This window comes from Sodalis sp. RH21, from assembly GCF_047324175.1.
Taxonomy (GTDB): domain Bacteria; phylum Pseudomonadota; class Gammaproteobacteria; order Enterobacterales; family Enterobacteriaceae; genus Acerihabitans.
On record NZ_CP178732.1, the window covers coordinates 1,231,102 to 1,257,064 of the forward strand.

16 protein-coding genes are annotated in these 25,963 nt (G+C 54.2%); 9 read left to right on the forward strand and 7 right to left on the reverse strand.

Annotated features, from left to right (window positions below; genetic code table 11):
* Window positions 1-43: 43 nt before the first annotated feature.
* On the reverse strand, window positions 44-5,857 hold the full coding sequence (locus ACL2XP_RS05730) for a hypothetical protein (protein ID WP_413737603.1): 5,814 nt from the start codon (window positions 5,855-5,857) through the stop codon (window positions 44-46).
* A 505-nt stretch (window positions 5,858-6,362) separates the two neighbouring features.
* Here ACL2XP_RS05730 and ACL2XP_RS05735 point away from each other — a divergent pair.
* The 7 genes from ACL2XP_RS05735 (at window position 6,363) to ureG (ending at window position 11,411) form a co-directional block, all read left to right on the forward strand.
* Complete coding sequence (locus tag ACL2XP_RS05735; protein ID WP_413737604.1) at window positions 6,363-7,202, forward strand: urease accessory protein UreD; 840 nt, start codon at window positions 6,363-6,365, stop codon at window positions 7,200-7,202.
* A gap of 10 nt (window positions 7,203-7,212) precedes the next feature.
* On the forward strand, window positions 7,213-7,515 hold the full coding sequence (locus tag ACL2XP_RS05740; RefSeq protein WP_413737606.1) for an urease subunit gamma: 303 nt from the start codon (window positions 7,213-7,215) through the stop codon (window positions 7,513-7,515).
* 14 nt (window positions 7,516-7,529) lie between these two features.
* Window positions 7,530-7,847 (forward strand): urease subunit beta, encoded by a 318-nt coding sequence (locus tag ACL2XP_RS05745; RefSeq protein ID WP_413737607.1) that lies wholly within the window; start codon window positions 7,530-7,532, stop codon window positions 7,845-7,847.
* Window positions 7,844-9,547 carry an urease subunit alpha gene (gene ureC / locus ACL2XP_RS05750; RefSeq protein WP_413737608.1) on the forward strand — a complete coding sequence of 568 codons (1,704 nt, stop codon included), beginning with the start codon at window positions 7,844-7,846 and terminating at the stop codon, window positions 9,545-9,547. Before ACL2XP_RS05745 ends, ureC begins: the two co-directional genes overlap by 4 nt.
* 17 nt (window positions 9,548-9,564) lie before the next feature.
* Window positions 9,565-10,032, forward strand: coding sequence for an urease accessory protein UreE (gene ureE, locus ACL2XP_RS05755; RefSeq protein ID WP_413737610.1), 468 nt, complete (start codon window positions 9,565-9,567; stop codon window positions 10,030-10,032).
* On the forward strand, window positions 10,032-10,709 hold the full coding sequence (locus ACL2XP_RS05760) for an urease accessory protein UreF (protein ID WP_413737612.1): 678 nt from the start codon (window positions 10,032-10,034) through the stop codon (window positions 10,707-10,709). Before ureE ends, ACL2XP_RS05760 begins: the two co-directional genes overlap by 1 nt.
* A gap of 66 nt (window positions 10,710-10,775) precedes the next feature.
* Window positions 10,776-11,411, forward strand: a complete 636-nt coding sequence (ureG, locus tag ACL2XP_RS05765; RefSeq protein WP_413737614.1) for an urease accessory protein UreG — start codon at window positions 10,776-10,778, stop codon at window positions 11,409-11,411.
* Between the two features lie 26 nt (window positions 11,412-11,437).
* On the opposite strand, the gene yegD is transcribed toward ureG, so the two are convergent.
* The 6 genes from yegD to ppk1 form a co-directional block, all read right to left on the reverse strand.
* Complete coding sequence (gene yegD / locus ACL2XP_RS05770; protein ID WP_413737616.1) at window positions 11,438-12,796, reverse strand: molecular chaperone; 1,359 nt, start codon at window positions 12,794-12,796, stop codon at window positions 11,438-11,440.
* Window positions 12,797-12,915: 119 nt separating this feature from the next.
* Complete coding sequence (locus tag ACL2XP_RS05775; protein ID WP_413737617.1) at window positions 12,916-16,272, reverse strand: diguanylate cyclase; 3,357 nt, start codon at window positions 16,270-16,272, stop codon at window positions 12,916-12,918.
* A 130-nt stretch (window positions 16,273-16,402) separates the two neighbouring features.
* The gene (locus ACL2XP_RS05780) at window positions 16,403-17,839 is read right to left on the reverse strand and encodes a magnesium transporter (RefSeq protein ID WP_413737619.1); all 1,437 of its coding nucleotides are present in this window, start codon (window positions 17,837-17,839) and stop codon (window positions 16,403-16,405) included.
* A gap of 177 nt (window positions 17,840-18,016) precedes the next feature.
* Window positions 18,017-18,190 (reverse strand): YfgG family protein, encoded by a 174-nt coding sequence (locus ACL2XP_RS05785; protein ID WP_413737620.1) that lies wholly within the window; start codon window positions 18,188-18,190, stop codon window positions 18,017-18,019.
* 133 nt (window positions 18,191-18,323) lie between these two features.
* On the reverse strand, window positions 18,324-19,853 hold the full coding sequence (ppx, locus tag ACL2XP_RS05790; RefSeq protein ID WP_413737622.1) for an exopolyphosphatase: 1,530 nt from the start codon (window positions 19,851-19,853) through the stop codon (window positions 18,324-18,326).
* A 3-nt stretch (window positions 19,854-19,856) separates the two neighbouring features.
* Window positions 19,857-21,926, reverse strand: a complete 2,070-nt coding sequence (ppk1, locus tag ACL2XP_RS05795) for a polyphosphate kinase 1 (protein WP_413737623.1) — start codon at window positions 21,924-21,926, stop codon at window positions 19,857-19,859.
* A 178-nt stretch (window positions 21,927-22,104) separates the two neighbouring features.
* On the opposite strand from ppk1, the gene ACL2XP_RS05800 reads away from it, so the two are divergent.
* Both ACL2XP_RS05800 and pstA read left to right on the forward strand, forming a co-directional pair.
* Window positions 22,105-24,312 (forward strand): ABC transporter permease subunit, encoded by a 2,208-nt coding sequence (locus ACL2XP_RS05800; RefSeq protein ID WP_413737624.1) that lies wholly within the window; start codon window positions 22,105-22,107, stop codon window positions 24,310-24,312.
* Window positions 24,309-25,955, forward strand: a complete 1,647-nt coding sequence (pstA, locus tag ACL2XP_RS05805; protein ID WP_413737625.1) for a phosphate ABC transporter permease PstA — start codon at window positions 24,309-24,311, stop codon at window positions 25,953-25,955. The genes ACL2XP_RS05800 and pstA overlap by 4 nt, the downstream gene beginning before the upstream one ends.
* Window positions 25,956-25,963 lie beyond the last annotated feature (8 nt).

Here is a 25,963-nt window from a genome sequence, read left to right on the forward strand (position 1 = left end):
AACGGACACGATCGAGGACGCTGGCGGACAGGCTGCGTCCCACTCATTGCCATTGGTTGAACAAATAGCTTAGTTCATTAATGGAGTAGATGATATCCAAATACGCTTGCATAAATAGCTCATCGGAGTCCTCGGCCTTAATAGCATATTCATTCAACACTGATTGCATGTTAGCCTTGGCACCGGAGGGTAAACTATACAAAGAGATAAAGTCATCTACGTTAATATTACTAATAATCACCAGCGCTAAATCAATATAAATAGATGGCAGCATATTAGCGGTACGCTTGTTGCGTCCTAGACCGATAGCTTTTCTAATGTCGCATATGATGGTCATCAGGTTGTGCAACTGGGCATGGCGTTTGGCCAGTTGGTCGGTCTTGGCCTTATTTTTGTAGATAACGTAGTCTTCTACCGCACCATCGGTTTTGGATTGCAGCGGCAGGTAGGTCTTGAACCATTCCGGCCGGCGCTGACGAATGGAGTGGCTGATTTTGGCGGGAAAGGCATTGACCGCCAGGTTAAGTTCATTGGCTAAGATCTGTGCCGTAGAGTATTTGTTGCCATAACCGCTGAAGCAAGAAAACAGCTCAATGCTTTGCAATTGATTAAAGTTAAACTGCTCGGGGCGTGATAATAATAAACCACGAATGGCATGTGATAGTTCAGTCGCATCCATATAATTAACATTAAAGGGCGAACCATGGGCCTGGATACGTATCCGCGTGTCTAAACCGGCTATTTTATGTATACTCCAGTCCTTACCTAATAGCACTTCCTCTCTAGTTTTTTTTATGAAACTTTCTGAAATTATCTGGTTTGCCTCGCCATATTCAACGATTTTTTTTTGTGGGAGCGATTTTATCAAGGTAGGCGTAAGCTCTGGTAGCAAAGCCGCATTCCCCGCCACTATCCTATAGGTGCGATCGTGGTGTCGCAGTTTGAGTTTTTTATCGACCAACGTTCCCATCTCTTCCGCTACTATGATGCAGGGCAAATCGGAAAGAGACTCATCGAAAAAGCTGGCGCCGGCGACACCGAAACGGCCATTTCCCACGCTAATCATTAACCGCTTGAGTAACCCCGCATCGTCGATAACCGCCAGCCATTTGCCCTCATTAACCCTTAATAATTCGTCGAAATACATAATTTCATGGCGATGCTCTAAATAATCAGCTTCATGGATTGCCTGGGTTGTGGCTTTTTTTATGTTAGCGGATAAACTTCTTTCACTGTTTTTGGATAGTAATTTTTCCTCTTTTAATACCAATAATGGAAATTGCTCATGACCCATGGATGGCCTCATGATATATATCGCTTTGCGAGCCGCTAACCGAATGGTATTGCGTTCAATAGCGTTAAGCGCATCGGCTTCATTATAAAAGGCATTATAGTGATTGGTTACTGCGGGTTTGTACCAGTCCGGCTCTCTCAATAAATAAGCATTTTGGATAAACTTACCTGGATAGCGCGTGGTTTGCGATTTAAAGTCCAAGGTGCCATCATAAGAAGTATAATCTTTGAATTTAACCAGGCTGTATTTAGCAGGCAATGTATTACGATACAGATTGTTCCATTCATTTTCTAAAAAAATGCTCTCGCCTTTTATTCTCATCTCTTCGATTGGGTGAACAAAAAACAGATCAATGATGAGTGTAGTATGGTGTAGCTTCACAACTAAAGCCAGGCTGCTAATGGGATGATGGTCAAACTGGTTCAACCAATAATTAATTGACCTAAAGCTAATTGAATCAATACTGATTTTTCCTACCCCACTAACGTGGGGTGATGAATACGTTTCACCAAAATTGTCCATAATATGGTGATGCAATCCAACAGGCCTGTGCCCGGTTAATAAATTGGTTATTTGCTGGAGTATATCTTTTTCTTTTGCACCGCTGGCATAAGCATCTTGTAAATCCTTAAGCGCTTCGCTTAAGAAAAACCGCAGGGACCGTTTATGCTGCAGCTGGTCGGCAGTCAGCGTTTTGGTATTCATCCCGGAAATATCTCTGGATTCGAACTGAAGCCTTCCGCTACGTGAGTCAAAGATTGATGGGCGTATTTTAAGAAAATTAATGGGGGAGTGATGATTACTCTCCGCCAAGGCAAAAAAAGCATTCTCTCCATTGTTCATAAATTTAACCGGCATGGCTAAATTAAATTTATTATCTGTATCAGGATTCAGGACGCGCCATATGTTCTGGGATTTATCCCATTCGACTTTAAAAAAACGCAGCCGGTCTTTAATGTATTGTAATTGATGAACGTGCCCGCTTATTGGGCTATATATTCCATTGCTATTTAATGTATATTTTCTTGTGTCAATGCTGGTGGACCATTCTTGGCGAATTTTCTCCTTCATTTCTTTGTTTTTTTTGGTTATTTTATTGACTTGAAAAATGGCAGAGCCAATCCTTGATTCAAATTTTGAAATGAGCCAATGTGCTAACGAGGGTGGTAAGGGAAGGGGGGAAATATAAGAGGCTAGATTATAACCTAAAGCAAGGCTTTCTGAATATAGAAGTGAAGGCAATGTTTTGGAAAACTCTTGTAATAAATAATTACGTAGCCCATTAATGGGGATTTTTCTTATTTTTGCTATTTTCAAAATATCAACAAAAACTTTAAATACGGAATTATTAAAAGCAATGCCCGCAGGGAAAAATGTTAATACCAAGTCAAAGATGTCGAATATATACTCTTTAATTTCGATATTATAGTTTGCATCGTTCCAATAGCGCCAGAATAAACTATAAAAAGGAATTTGGGCCGTAATGTAGTCTGTCCAGGCTCGGTCGATCAACATCTCTTTACTGGTGTCAGAAATTTCAATCAACATTTTTTCATGAAGCATATCTATGATTTCTATCAATGGTTTTACGACGTGCATTTCTTTAACCGCCGTTGAAGAAAATGGCGGCATTGGATTGGAATATTTATTCTCCTCAGGACGCATTAAGATGAGTTCCAGTGCCAACGCTATTTCAGTCTGATTGGCGCTAATGCCAGAAAACAGAGTTGACATATCATTTGAGCTCAATTCAAATTTTGGTCTACTTCGCAATAATAGTTCTGTAGAAGTATCTTCCCACTTTTTACTGAAATTTTCCAATAATGGACTATCCTTCAAAAAATTTATGTTTTTAATTATTGATATGTTAGATAATGTAGAAATAAGATAAAGTTTTTTATTATTTGTCATAACAATGGCAATATGGCCAATGTTGCTCTCCGGAGACGAAACCCAAGTGTCATGGGATAATACATTTTGCACATAATTTCGACTATAGATTTTAAAAAACATGGACTTCGATGGATTATTGATGAGTTCATAATAACTTAAAGTTGATGATTGAATAGCATTCATTGTAAGATTACGGGCCTCATGGTAGCAATCATGAATGTTGTATTCTATAAATTGATTGAAATATTCTTCAGCGTTTTCCATTTCTTTTGAACGCTTTAGTTTATATACTGAGGTATATTGTTCATTCACTCGTGCCCCCATGGTACGAAGCACTTGCCGATCTGCTTTTGCAAATTCTCTGATTATATTTAAAAATCCAGTTTTACTGATGCTCATAAAAATATTATCATTATTAGAAAAATACCAATTGAGCGCGGCGGTGAATAATAATGGAATGTCACCTCCTTCCACCTGCTGTTTAAAGAAATACAGTAAATCGTCCTGGTTTGTAATGATTTCGGTTTCGGTACTTCTTTTATATATGGCGTTTAATTTTGCTTTGGCTATGCGTTGTTCATCATTCCCTACATAAATAATGTTCTTATTGGCAGCATATTCAACAAAAATATCATAGAATTCATCGTAAATATCAATGATGATTTCTAACAAAATGTAGGCTTTCTTATCACGGAAAAGACGTTCATTGTAATCTATCCTCCATTCTGGCGGTAATAAATATCTTTTTTTTTCATATATGCTATTTTTGATATTCTCTTCTAATACATTTTTTACCTTGATAAATAATGTTGACATAGTTTGATACCATAAATCATGGCCCATTTCTTCCGGATGATCCACAGTGAAAATATCTATCAGTTTTATGATATAGTTCATTAAACTATCATCATCATCTTCAGCATTAAGATGTTTTATCAACTCATTAATCATTACAGGAGTTGTTTCATCTATTTTTAATTCAGGCTCTTCTTCTTCAAACATCAATTTATATTTTGTCAGCTCTCCTGGTACAATAAAAACATTCCCCATTATTGATAAATCATTAAGTCTGGTGTATTCAAAAATCAAATAAAAAATGCGCTTTAAGCAACTATTTTCCAACATTTCGCTATTGCCATGCAAGAGTGAGCTAAATATCTGCATATCGCTTATAAACATTATTTTTTCTATATTCTCCGTATGCGGATGATAGGTGAGACAATCCGAATAAATACCATGAGCTTCTTGCATTTGGTTGATGATTTTATATAGGTTAATGTACTTTTCTTTCTGGGTGTCGTTAACGATTTTATATTCTTCGATCAAATTTTCTTTTGCTTGAATAAATGAAATTCCTGATTTGAAATCTATTGCTTCCAGAATGAGATCCATATCCAGATCATTCATCGATTTTATAAGCTGATAGTGTATTTTTGGCATCAAGGCATCAATTTTGATATTGTTCTGGTCTGATATTTTTATTTTATCAATTGTAGCTTGACTGGCGGCTATATTTTCCTGACACAAGATTATGATTTTTTCGGTCTGCAACTTTAACATTATTAATTCGACTGTTAACGCTGTGTCTTGCAGGTACAAAGCACGGTTAAATTTAACTTTCAGTTTTTCACCAATAAAATCATCAAAAGCCAAGAGTGTATCGATGTCATTTCGGCTTAACGGTGATGAGTTATAGAATTCGATTTGTATTTGATTTAGATAGCGCAAGACGTAAGTGTTTGGTATATCAAAATTGTAGACTTTATTATCAATCATGTAAATTATTGCAGGATTGCCTTTTGGCTGGATCTCTTCTTCAGGAATGCCCTCGCTGTTCTGTCTTTTAAGGACATAATAAGGGTATTTTTTACTATTTTCATCAATGGAAAACCGGGCAATATCTTCCGGCCAGTAATGCACCCAGTTGGCAACCGGCGACGAACCAGGGCTATTATAGGAAGTTTCATTCGTCGCCGCAGCCATGGCCGCGGGCAAGGTTAGCGGATCGCGCAGCCCAGCCCAGAAGGCTGCCAGGACGCTACGCCAATCATGATAAGGATATCCTGCGGCCGAAACCGGCAGGGATGGCCCAACGTGAGGTGCGCCGCTTTCTCCGGTCCCGGTGCTGGCGACAGGGGGAGGCTCCGATAAGGACCAGAGATTGGCGACGGCGGTTATTTGGGCTGCCAGTCCCGCTAACGCGGCGAAAAACCCCAGGGGCTTACCATAGACAATCGTATCGATATGGTAAAGGCGACCATCCGAGACCAGCCGACGGCCCATTATCTCTCCGGTATAAATCTTATGGCCGCTAGGGAGCCTGATTTGACGGCAGGGCACGGAAAATAGACCCTCATCTATTTCAATTCGTATGAATTTACGTGCCCCAGTATTCAATAAACAATCGGGGTTGCGATTAATTTCGCCAACGCATGAAAATAATGTATCTATCTGGATCGGATCGTCATGGGATAAGTTATTTTTTGCCATATTACTGTGGTCGCAACGATTTTTAATCACGCAGGGAAATGCAGGCGCCGGTATCCGATTATAGACTGCTGTTATCACCTGCCTTAAACGATGGTGAGATGGGGGGGGTAGGGCCGGGGGTAATTCACTGTTAATTTTTGCATGGCATGCCGGAGCGTCAATAAATAATATTTGTAGCATATTCAACCTCATTAATTTATGAAATATTGCTTTTTATGATCTGGGTTTTACCCAGAAATATATTTTATACAATGCCGCGTTTATGATGACGCGGCGGTAGCGGTATTTATTTATAACGACACTACCTTTTTATACGCTGGTTGTCTTTATTTCAGCGGCAGTTAATGGGCAATGAGATAATGACGCTAATTGAAAAAAAGATTTATAAAATTATTGATTAATTGTTTTTAACTTCTCTGGCCAGCAGTGCGATCTTGCTACCCCGCCGGCAGCGTCTGTACCGTTGTTGTGCATTTATAGGTAGTGGTACTAAAACAGTGCGCGGCAGGCACCTAAATGGTGCGGCCGGGGCAAGGTGGCGGCATGTACAGGGCGTGCTTAGGGCATTTACAGGGGGCTGGCCTCGGGTCAAGGCTGGCGTAAATATTGCATCAAGGCTCGCAATCCCATGACTCGCAATTCCATGATAAGACGAGCGGACAGGCAAAGGGACAGGGTAAAAAATATGGTAGAACCAGCACAATCCGCCGCCGATATGGCAACTCCCGCCGGCTGGCTGGGGCAACTGGCGCTGGGCTTTGAACGGCGGTACGGGCGCACCTTGCTGGTAAAACGGCGGCACCGGGGACCCTTTACCGTACAGCGTGCGTTTTATCCCGAGGCCGACTATCCGCATCTGTATTTGCTGCATCCGCCGGGGGGCGTGGTGGGCGGCGATCGTCTTGAGCTTTCGGTGAGTATGGGGCCTGACAGCCATGGGCTGATGACCATGCCGGGCGCTACCAAATTTTATCGCAGCGCCGGCGAACGGGCCTGTTTAACGCAACATTTTACCCTGGCCGCCGGCAGTACGCTGGAGTGGCTGCCGCAGGGAAACATTTTTTTCCCGGGGGCCAACGTCGCCATCGACAGCGAGTTTACCCTGCAGGCCGGAGCGCGGCTCCTTGGTTTTGAAACCTTATGCTTTGGCAGGCCGGTAATGGATGAAGGCTTTGGTGGCGGCAAGCTTGACTCACGGTTGCGTATCTCCTTGCCCGGCGGCCCCGGCCTGTTTGAGCGCCTGCATATCGACGGCGGGCAACTGGACAAATTGGGGGGCTATCCCCTGAATGCGACGTTTTTCGCCACTCCGGCGACCGATGAGATGCTGGCCGGGGTGCGCGAGGTTTTAAGCGAGGCGAAGCTACCCGCCGCGGGCGCCAGTTTACTGGATACGCTGCTGGTGGTGCGTTTGCTGGACCACGATAATCAGCGGTTGCAGCATCTGCTGCACCGCATGTGGATCTTACTACGGCCCATGATGCTGGGACGCGCGGCGGTCGCTCCGCGCATCTGGGCGACCTGAGGAGTTTTGCATGGAATTGTCACCTAGAGAAAAAGACAAACTGCTGCTGTTTACCGCGGCATTACTGGCAGAACGTCGGCAGGCCCGCGGGCTGAAACTCAATTACCCGGAAGCGGTGGCGCTTATCAGCGCGGCGATCCTGGAAGGCGCGCGCGATGGGCTGACGGTGGCCGAATTAATGAGCCTGGGGCGAGAAGTGCTGTCCCGCGATGACGTAATGGAAGGCGTACCGGAAATGATTCCGGATGTACAGGTGGAGGCTACTTTCCCCGACGGCACCAAATTGGTGACGGTCCACGATCCGATAATCTGAAACAGCGAGGCGTTATGATCCCAGGAGAAATGCGTTTAGCCGCAGGCGACATTGAACTGAACGTCGGGCGCGAGCGGGTGACGGTGACCGTCGCCAACCATGGCGATCGGCCGGTGCAAGTCGGTTCCCACTACCATTTTTACGAAGTGAATCCGGCGCTGAAATTTGACCGGGAGGCGACGCGCGGTTTCAGGCTGGATATCGCCGCGGGCACGGCGGTACGTTTCGAGCCGGGACAAGCCCGGGATATCACCCTGGTGGCCTATGGCGGTAAACGTGAAGTTTACGGTTTTCGCGGCGAGATTATGGGCAAACTGGAGCAAGGGTCATGAGCAAAATTTCACGGCGCGCTTATGCCGAAATGTTTGGCCCCACGGTGGGTGACCGGGTTCGCCTGGCCGATACCGACTTGTGGATTGAAGTGGAAAAAGATTTTACGGTATATGGCGAAGAGGTGAAATTCGGCGGCGGCAAAGTGATCCGCGACGGCATGGGGCAGGGACAAATGACCGCGGCGTTCTGTGTCGATCTGGTGCTGACCAACGCGCTGATTATCGATCACTGGGGTATAGTGAAAGCGGATATCGGCGTTAAGGATGGCCGCATCGTGGGGATCGGCAAAGCCGGCAACCCCGATGTCCAGCCCGGCGTGACCATCGCCATCGGCCCAGGCACCGAAGTCGTGGCGGCGGAAGGCAAAATCGTCACCGCCGGCGGTATCGACGCCCACATCCATTTTATTTGCCCGCAGCAAGTGGAGGAAGCCATCTGCTCCGGCGTGACCACGATGATTGGCGGCGGCACCGGCCCGGCGGCGGGCACCAACGCCACCACCTGCACCCCCGGGCCATGGTATTTGGCGCGCATGCTGCAGGCCGCGGAGACGCTGCCGGTGAATATCGGTTTTACCGGCAAAGGCAATGCGTCCCTGCCTGAAGCCCTGGCGGAGCAGGTGGAAGCCGGCGCCATTGGCCTGAAACTCCATGAGGACTGGGGCACTACCCCGGCATCCATCGATTGCTGCCTCGGCGTGGCGGATAAATATGACGTGCAGGTCGCGATCCATACGGACACTCTGAACGAGGCGGGTTTCGTCGAGGATACGCTGGCGGCCATCGGCGATCGCACCATCCATACCTACCATACCGAAGGTGCGGGCGGCGGGCATGCGCCGGATATTATCAAAGTCTGCGGGTACGGTAATATCCTGCCGTCTTCCACCAATCCCACCATGCCCTATACCGTCAATACCATAGATGAGCATCTGGATATGCTGATGGTATGCCATCATCTGGATGCCGGTATCGCCGAGGATGTGGCTTTCGCCGAATCGCGCATTCGCCGTGAAACCATCGCCGCCGAGGATATCCTGCACGATCTGGGGGCGTTTTCCATGCTGTCATCCGACTCCCAGGCCATGGGGCGGGTGGGGGAAGTAATTCTGCGCACCTGGCAGGCGGCGCATAAGATGAAGACGCAGCGCGGCCCGCTGGCGCCCGATAGCGAGCGCAACGATAATTTCCGCGTAAAGCGATATATAGCCAAATACACCATCAATCCGGCCATTACCCACGGCATCTCCCACGAGGTGGGTTCGCTGGAACCCGGTAAACTGGCGGATCTGGTGCTGTGGTCTCCGGCGTTTTTCGGCGTCAAGCCCAGCCTGATCGTTAAAGGCGGCATGATCGCCATGGCGCCGATGGGTGACGCCAATGCGTCGATTCCCACGCCGCAGCCGGTGCATTATCGTCCCATGTTCGGGGCGCTGGGCGGCGCGCGCCACGCCACGCGCATGACGTTTCTTTCCCAGGCGGCCGCGGGCAACGGCCTGGCGCAGCGCCTGGGACTGCAAAGCCTGATTGGCGAGGTGCGCAGCTGCCGCCAGGTAAGAAAGGCCGATATGATCCATAACCATTGGCAGCCAACCATCGACGTGGATGCGCAAACCTACCAGGTACGCGCCGATGGTGAATTATTAGTCTGCGAACCAGCTGCCGTTTTGCCCATGGCGCAGCGCTACTTTCTTTTCTAACCGACCCGGGACCCAGCATGATTGTATTAACCAAACGCCTCGATCGCGAACCTGCCGCAGGGATCGCGTCCGCCGTCACCGCTACGGTGACGCTGGATCTGGATACCCGCATCAAAAGCCGGGCGCAGGTGCGTCTCGACGATGGCCGGGAGGCCGGCCTCATGCTGCCGCGCGGACAAGTGATCCGCGGCGGCGATCTGCTGTGTACCGAAGACGGCGGCGAGGTGGTGCGGGTACTTGCCGCCCATGAGACCGTCTCCACGGTGTCCGCCGCTGATTCGCTGCTGCTCGCCCGGGTGTGTTATCACCTGGGTAACCGCCATGTTCCTTTGCAGGTGGAGAAAGACTGGGTGCGTTACCAGCACGATCATGTGCTGGACGATATGGTGCGCGGGCTGGGCGCTACGGTGGCGACGGAACAGGCCGCGTTCGAACCCGAGGCGGGAGCTTACCAAAGCGCGCCCCATGGGCATCATCATCACTGATGCTTAATCAAATCGCGTTGTTGCGCCTGATGCAGCTAGTCAGTCCCAGCCTGCCGGTGGGCGGTTTTACCTATTCCCAGGGGCTGGAATGGGCGGTTGAAACGGGCTGGATTGATTCCGGGGACGCCTTTGTCCGCTGGCAGCGGCAGATTATCGACGATACGCTGGGCCGGGTGGATCTGCCGGTGCTGATACGGTTGTACCGGGCGTGTGAATCGGATGACAGCGCCGGCTTTCAGCGCTGGAGCGACTTTCTGCTGGCTAACCGCGAGACCGGCGAGCTGCGCCTGGAGGAGCGGCAGCGGGGTCTGGCGCTGGCCCGGTTGATCGGCGATTGGCCGGATTTGCCGGTCAGCGCGCCGTGGCTGCCGGCGCTGCGCCAGAGCCAGTTGGCGGGTATGGCCTGGCTTGGATGGCAATGGGGCATCCCGCTGGAGCCGCTGGCGCTCGGTTACGGTTACAGCTGGCTGGAAAGCAGCGTGATGGCCGGTCTGAAACTGGTGCCGTTTGGCCAGCAAAAAGCCCAAAGCCTGCTGCGCGAACTGGCGCCGCTGCTGGCGGGGGCGTTTATCCAGGCCGGACTGCTCGATGACGATGGGCTGGGAGGCAGTTTTCCCCTGCAGGCCATCGCGTCCGCCTGCCATGAAACGCAATATTCACGTTTGTTCCGTTCCTGACGCCGATGAAGGTATGCCGGCGTTACTGTGACCTGATTTTGGCTCAAGACCCAGTAAGGGGGAAACATGCATCACTATAAACAACCGCTGCGCGTCGGCGTCGGCGGCCCGGTCGGGTCTGGCAAAACCGCGCTGCTGGAAATGCTGTGCAAATCATTGCGCGATCGCTATCAGCTGGCGGTGGTGACCAACGATATTTACACCAAGGAAGACCAGCGTATTCTCACCGAGGCCGGCGCCCTGGCCGCCGATCGTATCGTCGGCGTGGAAACCGGCGGCTGCCCGCATACCGCCATCCGCGAGGACGCGTCCATGAATCTGGCGGCGGTGGAGGAGCTGGCGCAAAGATTCGGTAATCTGGATATTATTTTTATCGAAAGCGGCGGCGATAATCTGAGCGCCACCTTCAGTCCGGAGCTGGCGGATCTTACGCTGTATGTGATTGATGTCGCCGAAGGGGAAAAAATACCCCGCAAGGGAGGGCCGGGCATTACCAAATCCGATTTCCTGGTGATCAATAAAATCGATCTGGCGCCTTATGTCGGCGCGTCGCTGGAGGTGATGGAGCGGGACACCAACCGCATGCGTCCCCAGCGTCCCTGGGCGTTTACCAATCTCAAAACCGGCGTGGGCCTTGATACCCTGATTGCGTTTATCATCCGGCAAGGATTATTGGAGGCCGATACGGCAATCCCGGCCTGAGGCGCACCCCGGCCGGGAAACGGCAGCTATCCGATAAACTGGCGCTGCGCCCAGCGCGCCAGGCCGGCGGTGACCGAACCAAAATCATCGCCGCTCGCCAGCGGAATACCCGGCAGGCTGTTTTCCAGCGCGGAACGCAACAGCGGCGAGCGGGCGCTGCCGCCGGTGAGATAGATCACATCGGGGCGGGGGGCGCCGCTTTGCGACAGCACGTCGTCCACCTGCTGCTGGATGCGGCCCAGCGGTTGGCGTATCGCTTCTTCCAGCTCGGCCTGTGAAATCGGCACCTGCATCCCCGGCTGGATAAAATCCAGCGGGGCGACGGTATCCGTCTGGGCGGAGAGGGCGATTTTGCTCTCTTCCGCGCTGCGCACCAACCGATAGCTTAACCGCTGCCGGTAGACCTGCAGCAACGCGGCCAGGGTGGCCGGGTCGGCGGCGTCGCGAATCAGTTCGCGCAGGAACCTGCCGTTGGCGCTGCTGTAAAATTCGCTCTGCGCCGGAATATCGTTGATGGCCACCGCCTGCCAGAACGGCAGGGCGGGCAGGGCCAGGCCTTTGGCCGTAATGCCGCCCAGGCCCAGGCTGGGCATCAGGGATTTAAACGCCAGCATGATATCCAGATCGTTGCCGCCGACCCGGCAACCGCTATGGCCCAGCAGGCTTTGACGGCGATCCCGCTGTTTAAGCCATTCGGGGCCCATCAACAATATGGAGCAGTCGGTGGTGCCGCCGCCGATATCCACCACCAGCACGATTTTTTCATCCGTAAGCGTCGCTTCGAAATCCAATCCCGCCGCCACCGGCTCGAATTGAAAGGCGATCTCGGCAAAACCGGCCCGTTCGGCGGCGCGCTGTAAAATGCCCTGCGCCTGGCGGTTGGCGTCTTCGCCGCCGGTGCCCTGGAAGTTTACCGGCCGGCCGATCATCGCCTGCGTGATGGGCGTGGACAGGGCGGCTTCGGCCCGGCGTTTTATATGGCGCATCATGGCGCAGACCAAATCTTCAAACAGCGCGATTTGCTGAGGTTTGAGTCCGTTGGCGCCCAGGAAGGATTTAGGGGATTTTACAAAATAGACTTCTTCGGGGTCGGCGATATAATTGGCCAGCGCGCGCTGGCCGAATTGCAGGCTATGATCCGTCAGGATAATATCTTCTTCGCGGTTGGCATTAATCGCCCGGCGCAGCAACTGTTGATTTTCGTCGCTGCCGGTGGGCACGTGCCAGAAAGTATGCAGGTATTCACTTACGGCTTCGCGCGTCGGCGCGCAGAGCATCGAGGCCATATACGGCGACGCGCCGTCCAGCGGCAGCAACCGCGGCCGGTCCCCATCCATCACCGCCACCGAGCAATTCGCGGTACCGTAATCAAACCCAATAAACATTTTTACCTCCCCATGCCAATGAGGCCCGGAACTTTACCTTAATGTGGCGGGGCAGGCAACGATTAACCCGGCCAACGGCTGGAAACCGCCGGCGGCCTGGGACGCTTGATTCACTGCGTTTATCGGGCGGTGAAATAGCCCTGGTCCAGGGCGGTGGATAGCAATAAGCCATTACCCGCGGTTTTGGTCTCCACCAAATCGATATCAATAGCCTGCAGGGTGGCCAAGGTAGCGGCGAGGTTGACGGGGCCGGCGATGGAGCGCGCCCGCAAGCGGTGGATATGTCCGTTGATGACCCGTACCATAATATCATCCATCTGGCTGCTATGGACATTGTCGATAAAGCGGTTCGGTAGCTTGATATAGTCGATAAGGCCGACGGGGAGCTTATTAAACGCGCTCAAATCGCCGCCGAACTGATCGAGCATTATGCGGTAACCGTGCTGGTGAAGCAGATTAAGCGCGACGGCGACGGCGGGGTAATAGCGCATAAAATCATCGCCGTTCAGGCTGATAATCAGCGAATGCCGTTTGAGCAACGGATGATGTTCGGCCAGCAGCAGTTCATCCACCAGGGACGCATCGCTTAATCCTTGCAATGAGAGTGGAATAGCCAGTACGCCCCCCTGCGTGGCGATAGCCGCGCCGTACAGATCAAAAATCTGGGTGAGCAACCAGCGATCGATGGACGGCAACAACCGGTATTTTGCCGCCACCGTGAGCAAATCGGCCTGATTAAGCGCCGGCTGCTCCTGATTGTCGATAGCCAGGCCGACCAGATAAAAACCGGCCGACGGCATGGCCTGCGGCGGCGTAATGGCCCTGACCACCAGTTGGAGATGATTATGGATAATATCAACAATCTGTTCCCGGCTAAAAGCTTCCGCCTGGTCGGCCGGGTGCCGGACAATGGTCTGGTGCGTCTCGAACAGCTGCACCCTGCCGCGGCCGCTGTGTTTGGCCGTGTAGCAGGCGGTATCGGCTTGGGACATCACCTCCTTGGTGTGGCAGTTATCTTCGCTTATCAGGGTGATGCCGGCGCTGCCGCCGATACGATATAACTTATCCTCCCAATAAAACGGGTAATTGTTCACCGCATCGATAACCCGCTGTACCAGCGGTCGCGCGTCCTCAGCGCCACAGTCGGGCAGGATCAGGCCGAACTCGTCTCCGCCCAGCCTGGCCAGGCAGTCGTATTGGCGGATATTTTCCTGCATCAGCAGGCCCAGTTCGAGCAGCAAGGCGTCCCCGGCCGCGTGGCCCGCCGTATCGTTGATTTCTTTAAACTTGTCCAGATCGATAAACGCCAGCGCGTGCCGGCGTTTTTGTCCGCTGGCCGTGAGCAGCGCATTATCCAGGTGTTTTTCGAAACTGGCCCGGTTCGGCAAGCCGGTCAGAATATCATGGGAGGCGTTATAGCTGAGTTGCTGCAATAACTGCCGGGATTCGCTGACATCCTTGATCACCAGCACCGCGCCAAGGATTTCTCCTTTCAGGTTCTTTAACGGGGTGGAACTGTAATGAATATCAAACATTTGTCCGTGACGATTATTCAGGATCAACACGCTGTCGATGGAGGATAAATCCTGGGCGCGTTGATTTTGGTTTTCGATGGACGCGGGCAGGGGCGGGCCTTCGGGGCCAAAACTGATATGCAAAATGGAATCGATATGCTGGCCATGGGCATTATCCTGGTGCCAGCCGGTCATACTTTCCGCCACCGGGTTCATAAAATTGACCCGCATTTCCCGATCCACCGATATTACCGCGTCGCCGATGGAATCCAGGGTGATGTGCAAACGTTCTTTTTCCTCATGCAAGGCGTCCGTAAGCCTGACTTCGCTGGTCATATCCAAATTGACGCCAATCATGCGCACCACCCGGTTGGTTTCGTCCATCAGCATATTGGCATAGGCCCGCAGATGACGGATTTCGCCGTTCGGGTGGCGAATACGGAACTCCAGCAGGAAGGGTTTATGATGCTCCAGCGACTCGTGCAGGGTGCGTTTGGCCATATCGCGGTCTTCATCGATAATGCGCGATAGCCAATACTCATAGCTGGTGCTCTCGCCGGACCGCATGGCGTAAATTTCCATCATGCGTTTATCCCAGTTCATGGCGCGGGCATCCACGTCCCATTCCCAAATGCCCACGCCTCCCGCTTCGTTGGCCAGGGTAATCCGCTCCATTAGCCGCTGATTGATAATCTCGCTGCGTTTTACGTCGGTTATATCTTCAATCTGGGAGATAAAATAGAGCGGGGTATCATGCTGATCGCGCACCAGGGATACCGCCAGCAAGGCCCATACGATTTCCCCATCGCTGCGGATATAGCGTTTTTCCAGGGTATAACTTTCAATATGGCCATCGATCAGATCGTTAAGCTGGGTGAGATCGGAGGTCAAATCTGCGGGATAGGTGATTTCCTGGAAACTGAGTTTTTTCATTTGCTGGACGCTATAACCCAGAAAACGGCACAGGGATTTATTCACCTGTATCCAGGAGCCCTCCAGCGAGACCAGCGCCATGCCGATGGCGGAATACTCCATGGCGTTGCGAAAGCGGGTTTCGCTTTGCTGAATACGGCTGCGCTCGGCGCGAAAGGCGTACATGGCCATGGCCATGGCATGGGCGGGAATTAAAATCATCAGCAGGGGAATATGCAGCAATAGCCCGGTTTGGCTGTCATAAGGCAGCTTGAGTTTAATCAGCCCGGTGGCGATGGTGATAAATAACGCCAGCGTGGTTACCAGAAATAACCAGAAGGCTTCAAACCGCGGCAGCCGTATGGCGCCAATCAGCAAAGGCAAGATAATAAAAGTAAAGGGAAAGGGCAAATAGCTTAGCGAGAAATAGCAGGTGCCAAGCGTTAGCGCAATCATCAGCAGCAGTTCACCCCAGGACCGCGCTTTTACTATCGAGCCTAACGACCGGTCGCGGCACAGTAATCCCACCGGCGTCAGCGCCAGGACGCCCACCGCCGCGGCGGAAAACCAGCGCAGCGCAAAATTAAAAAAGCCGCCGGGAGCGGTATCGGCGAAATACCCGGCGCTCAGCGCGCCGAGCGCCGGTACCAGTAATACGCCTATCAGGAAGAATTTCAGCCAGGCATAGATGTTGTCGAGTGGATCAATTTGATTTAACACGCATTTTAACAACCAGGCGCCACCGGCCGCCTCGGCAAGGGTTATCGCCATTAACGGCAGGCTGGCCAGGATGGGGCCGCCCGCCACGGCTTGGGCGGCCACCAGCCCCAGCGCGGCGCCGATAATAAACCACGGCCAATAGCGGTAATGGCTAAGAAAGAGCGCCGCCAGCATGACTGCGGTGGCCAGCCACAGCGGGGACAGCGGTTCAATATGCTGGGATAACTTAAGACAAATTAAGGATAACCCAAAAAGCAGCAGTGTCGCTGCCGTAATGAAAATCCATATACCCTTATTATTATATGTAGAGGTATCTTTATTGACATTCATATTAAAGTCCTAAGCTTTCTTATAATTAGAATAGTCTAGAAACCGCTGTGCGAGGTCGTGTTTGCCGCGAATACTTCAGTGTTCCTTGTAAAACGCCACGGGCCCAGCGAAAAAAAAACAGGATAAATCTTTAGGGCATCAAAAATAGGGTCGCCAGCCCCAGGAAAATAAAAAAACCGCCGGTATCGGTCACCGCGGTAATCATTACGCTGGAGCCTACCGCCGGATCGTGGCCGACCCGGATCATGGTCAGCGGAATCAATACTCCCATTAATGACGCCAACACCAGATTCAGCAACATGGCCAGCATCATCACGCCGCCGAGTCCCGCATCGTGGTACAGCAGCCAGGTGACTATCCCCATGATGCCGCCCCAGACCAGACCGTTAATCAGCGCCACGCCCAGTTCCCGCAGCAGTAAAAATACCGCGTTGCCTTTTTCCAGTTGGTGCAGCGCCAATGCCCGCACAATCATGGTAATGGTCTGGTTGCCGGTATTACCGCCGATGCCGGCGACGATGGGCATCAGGGCGGCCAGCGATACCAGCTGCGAAATGGTGCCCTCGAACAGGCCGATCACCCTGGAGGCGATAAAGGCGGTACAAAGATTCACCGCCAGCCAGGCCCAGCGGGTGCGTACCGTTTTGCGCACCGGGGCAAAAATATCCTCTTCCGGGCTCAAGCCGCCGAGCCTGCGCAGGTTGCTGTCGTTTTCCTCAAAAAACAAATCCACCACGTGTTCAATGCTCAGGCGGCCCATCAGCTTGCCTTTGACATCCACCACCGGGGCGGTGATTAAATCATAACGCTCGAAGGCCCCGGCGGCATCTTCCGCCCGATCTTCCGGATGAAAGGTGGTGGGGCTGGCATCCATCACCTGCGCCACCCGCATGTTTAGCGGATTAAGCAGCAGGGTGGATAACGCGAGTTCCCCCACCAGCACATTGCGGCGATCGACGACAAACAGTTTGTCGCTGTTGGCCGGCAGCGTTTTGCGCCAGCGTAAATAGCGTTGCACCGTGGCCAGGGTAACGTCCGGGCGGATGGCCGCCAGTTCGAAATCCATATGATGACCGACGCTGTCGCGGTCAAAATTCATCATCGCCCTGACCTGGGCGCGGCGCTGCGGTTCAAGGGCGGTCAGCATGCGCCCGACCAAATCCCGCGGCAGATAGCGGGCGAGGTAAGCCTGCTCGTCGATATCCAGCGGCCGGATGGCTTTGAGGATATCGCCGTTGCTCATTTCGGCAATCAGGCTGTCCCAGACGTTTTCGGAGGCTTCCACCAGCGTTTTGCCGCGCTGCTCGTTATCGATCAGCCGCCAGAACGCCAGACGTTCGTCATGGGGCAGGCTCTCCAGCAAATCCGCCAGATCCGCCGCATGGAGCTGGCGCTGTATGCTGACCAGCCGGGCGGTTTGATCGAGCAAGGTTTGCGGCGCGACGCCGCTATCGCGTACGGGACGGCCCAGGATGCTATCGACCAGGCCCCGATTGGCCAACAGTAGGCTGAGCACCTGACGGCGCAGTTCAGTTAGCTGCGGTGCCTGGTGTTTTATCGCGGGCATACGCTGTTTCCCCATGGGGTTGTGGTTGGTAGGAGTATAAATAGCATAGCCGGGACCCGAAAAGAGGGGGACAGGTAAAAGTCATGGGTGGGAAACCGCTGGTGCATCACCGCAAGGCGCAGGCTGGAATAAGGCGAAGCGAGGCCAGGCTAAGCTCCTGCCGGGGCAAGAAGGGGATTAATCATTACGACGATCGTCGACGCTGTTCATTTGCCCCGCGGGCTCATTGATTTTGTCTTGCTGGTGCTGCCAGGCACCCACGGTGGCAAAGACCAGGCGGGCGAATAAAAAAACAAAACTGATTAATAATATCCAGCGAGTCATTCGCACCGAGGTTCGTCGTCTGCGCATAGAATAAGCCAACTTCACTAAAAGGGTTCCTCTTTGAGAATTCATTATGATTAAACCATCAACGGACATGATAGCCAAGTATCATCAATGGTTTTATGATCTCTGAACCCTTTCACCGCACATAACGTTTAATTCAGACCTCTTCGTCTTCGATAATGTCCAGTTTCCAGCCGGGGATATCTGACCAGTAAGACTGTTCACGCTCTAAATCCAGCTGCACCAGGTTGTTTTGCGCAAAAAAGCCGGCCGGAAACGCCAGCGTCCAATGATTATCGTGGGTTATCAAGCGCAGTGGCGCCGGCGAGGTGGCCTGGCGCTGGTTATTGAGCAATACCGCCAGCCGCAGTATTTGCAGGCAGGGTAAGAAATGCTTTTTCTTGAACAGGTTCAGGCGCGGCAAATCGTCAAGCTTCAGCCCTTTGCGGTGAAAACGCACCAGGGTTGCCAACAGCAACTGCTGTTCCTGGTTAAAGCCGGGCATATTGGTTTGCTGCAAAATATAGGCGGAATGACGTTGCAGACCGCTATGATTTATTCCCAGGCCCACTTCATGCAATAACGCGGCCCATTTCAGCAGGGCTTCCAACTGCGGATTTTGTAAATCCTCGTTTTGGCCAAACCACTGCTGATAGAGATCTTCGGTGGTATCGCACACCCGCTTGGCCTGATCGCTGTCGATATTATAATGCTCCGCCAGACTGCGCGCGGTGCGTGAGCGGATATCCTGATGGCGGAACCGGCCTTCCATTTCATACAGTACCCCTTCGCGCAGGGCGCAGTCGGACAACTGGAGCTCATTAATGGCCAAGGCGTCCACCACCCCGCACAAAATGGCCAGGCCGGGCACGAATACGCTCTTGCGCTCTTCGGACAGGCCGGGCAGGCTCAGCGCGCTGAAGCTCTTGAATTTCATGACTTTGTCGTACAGCAACTGCAAGCGATCGGGGGTAATGGCGCCGTCTTTTTCACCCAGTTCCAGCAGCACTTCGCAGGCGGCTTTGATAGTGCCTGACGCTCCCAGGGCCACCTGCCAGCCGAGAATGCGGTATTGCCAGGCCAGGGTTTCCACTTTTTGCGCCGCGGCGAGGCGGGCGCGGCGAAAATGCGCCGGGCTGATGACCCCGCCGGGGAAAAATTGATTGCCGAAGCTGACGCAGCCCATGCGGCGGCTCTCCACCAGCAGCGGTTCGAAATTTTCGCCGATCACCAGTTCGGTGGACCCGCCGCCGATATCGATCACCAGCTTGCGGCCTTTTTCCGATTGGGTATGCTCCACGCCCATAAAAATCAGCCGCGCTTCCTCATGCCCGGAAATGATTTCAATCGGGTAGGGGATAACCTGCGCGGCCCGGGTCAGGAACTCTTCTGAGTTCACCGCTTCCCGCAGGGCGTGGGTGCCGACGATGCATACGCGCAGCGGAGAAAAGCCCTGCAGGCGTTCGGCGAACAGCGCCAGGCAATTGATGCCGCGCGCCATGGCTTCGTCGCTCAAGACATTGCCGGCATCCAGCCCGTCGGCCAGATGCACCCGCTGTTTTAACCGGCTCAGGACCTGCAATGCGCCGTTTACCACCCGGGCGACCACCATATGAAAGCTGTTCGACCCCAGGTCGATGGCCGCGAATTCTTCGGGTTTGGGCGTGCTAGAGTTATTTAGTGGCATACGTCAGGCCTGATCTCCGGGTTGTTCAAGTCGCTTAATATAGTCATAGATAGCGGTCTGCGCACGCACCTTGCGACGATTGCCGCGCGGCACATAGCGATTGCTCAATTGAGCATCAATATAACGCGCTTTTACCGTATCGCTGAACAGTAATGCCAGAATATCCAGCACCTGCTGTTTTAAGCGCGGATCGAGCAACGCCACCGCCACTTCAATGCGATAATCGATATTGCGCGTCATCCAGTCGGCGGACGACAGGAAGACTTTTTTATCACCACCGTTTTCAAATACATACACCCGATCGTGCTCAAGATAACGATCGACGATGCTGGTGACCCGGATATTTTCACTGATGCCGGGTAAATCAGGAATTAACGAGCACATGCTGCGCACCAGGATGCGAATTTTCACGCCAACGCCGGATGCGGTATATAAGCGATCGATAAGCCCCTGATCCACCAGGTTATTAATCTTGAGAGTAATACCGGATTCCAGGCCGGCCTGCGCATTGGCGATCTCTTGATCGATCATTTGATACAGCATATGGCGGGAATTTTGCGGCGACACCATCAAATAGTCGAAGCTGACCGGGCGGTAAGGATTTTCAATAAAATTAAACACCCGGCGCACTTCATTGGTGATGCGCGGATCGGCGGTAATCAACGAATAGTCGGTATACAGACGGGCGGTTTTTTCGTTGAAGTTGCCGGTGCCGATATGCGCATAGCGCATAATATCCTCGCCTTCGTGGCGGGAGATCAGGAATAGCTTGGCGTGGATTTTCAGCCCCGGCGCGGAAAAAATAACGTGCACGCCGGCTTCGGTCAGCCGTTTCGCCCAATGGATATTGGCTTCTTCATCAAAACGGGCCTGCAGTTCCACCACCACGGTGACTTTTTTGCCGTTATGGGCGGCGTGGATCATGGCATCGATAATGCGCGAGTCCTTCGCCACCCGGTAGATATTGATTTTGATGGAGATAACGCTGGGGTCGAAGGACGACTGGCGCAGTAATTCCAATACGTGCTCGAAAGTATGATAGGGATAATAAAGCAAGACATCCCGCTCGCGAATGGCGTCAAAACCGTTACGGAAATGCTCGAACCGGGTATGGCGCAGGCGCGGCAGCGGTTTATTCACCAGGTTCGCCTTACCGACGTTAGGGAAAGTGATGAAATCCTTGAAATTATGATAGCGTCCGCCCGGGATCACCGAATCATAGGAAGAGATGCCCAGCTTATCTTTGAGCATTTCCACCATGTCATTGGGCATATCGCGCTGGTACACAAAGCGCACCGGCTCCGCGGTCAGGCGCTGCTTCAGGCTCGACGACATCAATTCCAGCAGGCTCGATTCCATTTCCGTTACCAAATCATATTCGGCATCGCGGGTCATCTTCATCGAATAGGCGTTCAGGGTATCGTAATCGAAAAAGCCGGTGAAAATATCATCCAGGCAGTAACGCAGAATATTATCCAGCAGGATCATGGGCCTGCGGCGGCGAGGCGGCTCCGCGGGCAAATTGATAAACCGCGGCACTTTATCGGCCGGAATTTCCAGCAGGGCATAATTGGTTTCCTGGCCGCGAATAATTTCCACCGCCAGATAGGTATAGTCATCCTTGAGGAACTCCACCAGGTTGGTGTCGTGCTGGATTAAGATGGGCGTAATATGCTGGCGCAGCTGTTGTTTAAAGTGATAGCGCAGCCACTCTTGCTGATTGGGGGATAGCTGGCGTTCATTAATCAGGAAGATCTGGTTGCGGGCCATTTCCAGCAGCAGATCGTTATACAGGTTATCGAACTCTTGTTCGGTGTTGAGCACCTTGGCCTGGATTTTATTCAGCAGATGGCGCGAGGTCACCTTGGAACCCTGCTCCTCGCTAATGAGGATGCGGCGCTTTAATTCGGCAAACCTGACTTTGTAAAATTCATCAAGATTATTGGAGTAAATGCCCAGAAAGCGCATGCGTTCTATTAATGGATTGGTCTTATCCGCGGCTTCTTGCAGCACGCGCTCATTAAAGGACAACCAACTTAGCTCTTTTTCGCTGTAAAGCTTTTCCTGACCCATTGCCACTCCGTTAATTTGTTCAGGAAGGAAGGATCCTGTGTTACCAGTATTATCGCCCCACCTGAGGCAAAGTCCACCAGAACAACCTTCTTGAGATTGTCATCTTAATATCTTACAGGCAACATAGGCTTCCAGAATTCGCCCGGCCCGCAAGGTTGTTCCTATATAACAGGGAAATATGACAATAAAACGGCTCGCTAACACCAAAACCGCTCCTTACCGTCGTTTCCATGACCGCCTGACCCGCGGTCTGGTCAGCGGCGGGGGTTTGTTGGTGCTTTTGGCGCTGCTGGTGATGTTTTGCTATCTCTTATATGCGGTTTTTCCGTTGTTTCGCGCCCCTGCGGTGACGCCGGTGACCGGCATCACGCAGCGCGCCCCGTCCGCGGCCCCCGCCGGGATACTGGCCGTGGGAGCCGATGACTCCCTGGCCTGGAGCTTTTATATCGATAGCCGCGGGCAAGGGGCGCTGGTGTCATTGCAAGGAACATCGCCGCCGCCGGCCGGCCTGATGGCGGATTTTTCCGCGCTGGCCCCCGCCAGCGGCGGGCAGCCGCTGTTCCTGCTTGGCGATATCCGCGGGGGCGTACGGCTGGTGCGGCCGGCTTTCCCGGCCCACCCGGCCAAAACGGCGATCTGGACCTATCCGTTCGGCGACAATGTGCGCGTTCTTGGCGACGGTAACGGGCCGCTGCGCCATATGGCGCTGGCGCAGCCGGCTGAAAATCAGGCGGTCATGGCGGCGCAGCTTTCTTCCGGCCGGGTGGTGGTCGCCCGGCTCGGGCCGCAGGGCATGGTCCGCAGGGAGCTGGATACCGGCACCGCCGCCATCGATCGCCTGCTGCTTGCCCCCGATGGCCGCCTGCTCTATTTGCTGGCCGGCAATGAGCTGAGCATTTACCCCATCGGCGGCGAAGGCCCGATCGCGCTGCGCCAGCGGCAGGTATTGGCCGCCGCCGGACCGGTGCAGCTTACCCTGCTGCCGGTGGATGGGTCGCTGCTGGTGCGCGACGCCGCGCGGCGCTTATCCCTGTGGTTCGATATTACCGATGAGGGAGGGCGCCATCTGGCGCGCATCCGGGAGTTTACCCTGCGCGCCGGGCCCGACGCGCAAATCCTGGTGTCGGCCCAGCGTCCGGTGTTCGGCGTGCTGGCGGCGGACGGCGCATTCGCCCTGTTTACCCCCCGGTTATCCGCGCCCCGGGCGCAAACCCGCCTGGTGCCCGGCGCCGTCGCGGCGTTCAGCCCGGTAAGCGATGACGGCCATGGCGGCGATAACGGCAGCGGGGGCATTGTGTTAGTGGACGGCGCCGGCTGGCACCTCTGGCGGCTCCGGCTCGCTTCGCCCGATATCAGTTGGCGCACCCTTACGCAAAAGGTTTGGTACAGCCACTATCCCGCGCCCACCTTGACCTGGCAGTCTACTGCGGCCAACGAAGGCGACAGCGGCAAATTCAGCCTGGTGCCGCTGCTGGCCGGCACTCTGAAGGCCGCCGGCTACGCCATGCTGTTCGCCACCCCGCTGGCGCTGGCCGCCGCTATTTACAGCGCGTGGTTTATGGCGCCGGCCCTGCGCCGGTGGATCAAACCCGCCATGGAAATTATGGGCGCGGTGCCGAGCGTGATCGTCGGGCTGATCGCCGGTTTATGGCTGGCGCCCTATTATGGCCGGGTCCTGAGCGGCATTTTGCTGCTGCCCCTGGCGTTGCCGCCGGTGATCTTGGCGGTTGGCTGGGGGCTGGGCCGGATGTCGGCCGGCGGGCGCAAAGGTGCCGTCCAGGGATGGGGCTGCCTGCTGTTGCTGCCGCCGGTGGCGCTGACCGTGTGGGGAATGTGCCGCCTGTCGCCGCTGATCGACCGCCTCCTGTTCGGCCAGCCGTTATCGGCCTGGCTTGGAGACGATTACAACCCCATGAACGCGCTGGTGGTCGGCACCGCCATGGGGTTCGCCCTGATTCCGCTGATGTTCTCCCTGGCGGAGGATGCGCTGTTTAATGTGCCGGTGCGCCTGGTGCAGGGATCGCTGGCCCTGGGGGCCACCCCCTGGCAAACCCTGCTGGGCGTCACGCTGCCCTCCGCCAGCGCCGGCCTGTTTTCCGCGTTTATCCTCGGTCTGGGGCGGGCGATCGGGGAGACCATGATTGTATTAATGGCCAGCGGCAACATGCCCCGGGTGGACGGCAGCCTGTTCCAGGGACTGCGGGCGTTGGCGGCCAATATTGCCATCGAGATACCGGAGGCGCCGTTAAACAGCGAGCATTACCGCATCCTGCTGCTGACCGCGCTGGTGCTGTTCGTGTTTACGTTTCTGATTAACACCCTGGCCGAGGCCCTGCGCCTGCGCCTGCGGGCCCGTTATCGGCAACAAGACGGGGAGGCGGGATGAGGCGCTGGTTTCGATCCGGCCGCCCTTGGATCTGGCTGACCGCCGGAGGGGTGACCATCAGTTTATCGGCGATGCTGGCGCTGGTGGCGTTGCTGGGCTGGCAGGGCATGGGGCTGTTCTGGCCCCAGCCGGTCTATCAGTTTCAACTGCGCCAGCCCGGTGCGGCCGACGGGGTATCCGCCGTGCTGCTGGGCGAGATCTACGCCACCGAAAACCGTCGTCCGGTGTCCGGTGTCCGCGACGCCGGTCCGCAGGCGCCGGACACCGTTTTTTATGTCATCCGTACCGGCGGCACCGACGCCAGCCGCGATTTTATCCGGGTATCGGCCGGGCAGGTCATATCGCGCCGGCGCCCGCCCGACGTGCTGCTGTTGCAGCGCAATTTTTATGGTAAAGAGTATGGTTTCCTGCAAGGTATGACGGAGGACGGCCAGCCCCTGACCGCCGGCGACATGTCCCATGCGCTACAGCAGCGCTTGACGCTTATCGAGACCCAGCGCCGCCTGGCCGCCGGGCTGCGCACCCGGCAGCAAGCCGGGCTGAACCAGCGCGCCGAGCAGTTAAGCCGCCAGCGGCAGCAGTGGCTGAAAGACGGGCGGTGGACTCCCCTGAACCAGGCGGTATATCGCGCCGGACAAAATGAAATCCAGCGCCAGAACGATCAATTGAACCGGCAACTGGCGGACATCGAAAAGGAGATGGACCGGGATCGCCTGATTCTTCGCGACGCCGCCGGGGCCACCCGCGAGGTTCCGCTACGGGAAATCGAGCGCGCCTGGTATCCCAATAATATGGGATTCGCGGAAAAAGTGCGGTTATGGGCCGCTCAGGTAGGCCGCTTCGTGTCGCGGGACAACCATGATTATCCGGCGCAGACCGGGGTTTTCCCGGCTATCGTCGGCACGTTGCTGCTGGTGATGCTGATGTCGGTGATGGTGATGCCGCTTGGGGTGATGGCGGCGGTATATTTACACGAATATGCCCGGGATAACTGGCTGACCCGGCTGATTCGCATCGCGGTAGGCAATTTGGCGGGAGTGCCGTCGATTGTCTATGGCGTGTTCGGCCTGGGATTTTTTATTTATGTGCTGGGCGGTACGCTGGATAAACTGTTTTACGCCGAAGCCCTGCCAAATCCGACGTTTGGTACGCCGGGTTTGCTGTGGGCCGCGCTGACGCTGGCGCTATTGACATTGCCGGTGGTGATCGTGGCCACCGAGGAGGGGTTGTCGCGCATCCCGCCGGCGCTGCGCCACGGTTCGCTGGCCCTGGGGGCGACCCGCGCGGAAACCCTGTGGCGCGTGGTGCTGCCCGGCGCGGCTCCCGCGATGATCACCGGCCTGATCCTGGCGGTGGCCCGGGCGGCGGGGGAAACCGCCCCGCTGATGCTGGTGGGGGTGATTAAATCCGCGCCCGCGTTGCCGCTGGACGGCGTATTCCCTTATCTGCACCCCGAGCGTAAATTCATGCATCTGGGATTTCAAATTTACGATATGGCATTTCAAAGCCCCGATAGCGATGCGGTGCGGCCGCTGGTGTTCGCCACGGCGCTGTTACTGATGGCCATCGTGGTGGGGCTGAATTTGGCGGCCATTGCGCTGCGCCACCGCCTGCGCGAAAAATACCGGGCGCTGACGCTCTAATGGAGAAC

Coding starts and splice junctions, on each gene's coding strand:
- ACL2XP_RS05730 (WP_413737603.1), bottom strand. CDS start 5,857: ATGCTACAAATATTATTTATTGACGCTCCGGCATGCCATGCAAAAATT.
- ACL2XP_RS05735 (WP_413737604.1), top strand. CDS start 6,363: ATGGTAGAACCAGCACAATCCGCCGCCGATATGGCAACTCCCGCCGGC.
- ACL2XP_RS05740 (WP_413737606.1), top strand. CDS start 7,213: ATGGAATTGTCACCTAGAGAAAAAGACAAACTGCTGCTGTTTACCGCG.
- ACL2XP_RS05745 (WP_413737607.1), top strand. CDS start 7,530: ATGATCCCAGGAGAAATGCGTTTAGCCGCAGGCGACATTGAACTGAAC.
- ureC (WP_413737608.1), top strand. CDS start 7,844: ATGAGCAAAATTTCACGGCGCGCTTATGCCGAAATGTTTGGCCCCACG.
- ureE (WP_413737610.1), top strand. CDS start 9,565: ATGATTGTATTAACCAAACGCCTCGATCGCGAACCTGCCGCAGGGATC.
- ACL2XP_RS05760 (WP_413737612.1), top strand. CDS start 10,032: ATGCTTAATCAAATCGCGTTGTTGCGCCTGATGCAGCTAGTCAGTCCC.
- ureG (WP_413737614.1), top strand. CDS start 10,776: ATGCATCACTATAAACAACCGCTGCGCGTCGGCGTCGGCGGCCCGGTC.
- yegD (WP_413737616.1), bottom strand. CDS start 12,796: ATGTTTATTGGGTTTGATTACGGTACCGCGAATTGCTCGGTGGCGGTG.
- ACL2XP_RS05775 (WP_413737617.1), bottom strand. CDS start 16,272: ATGAATGTCAATAAAGATACCTCTACATATAATAATAAGGGTATATGG.
- ACL2XP_RS05780 (WP_413737619.1), bottom strand. CDS start 17,839: ATGCCCGCGATAAAACACCAGGCACCGCAGCTAACTGAACTGCGCCGT.
- ACL2XP_RS05785 (WP_413737620.1), bottom strand. CDS start 18,190: ATGCGCAGACGACGAACCTCGGTGCGAATGACTCGCTGGATATTATTA.
- ppx (WP_413737622.1), bottom strand. CDS start 19,853: ATGCCACTAAATAACTCTAGCACGCCCAAACCCGAAGAATTCGCGGCC.
- ppk1 (WP_413737623.1), bottom strand. CDS start 21,926: ATGGGTCAGGAAAAGCTTTACAGCGAAAAAGAGCTAAGTTGGTTGTCC.
- ACL2XP_RS05800 (WP_413737624.1), top strand. CDS start 22,105: ATGACAATAAAACGGCTCGCTAACACCAAAACCGCTCCTTACCGTCGT.
- pstA (WP_413737625.1), top strand. CDS start 24,309: ATGAGGCGCTGGTTTCGATCCGGCCGCCCTTGGATCTGGCTGACCGCC.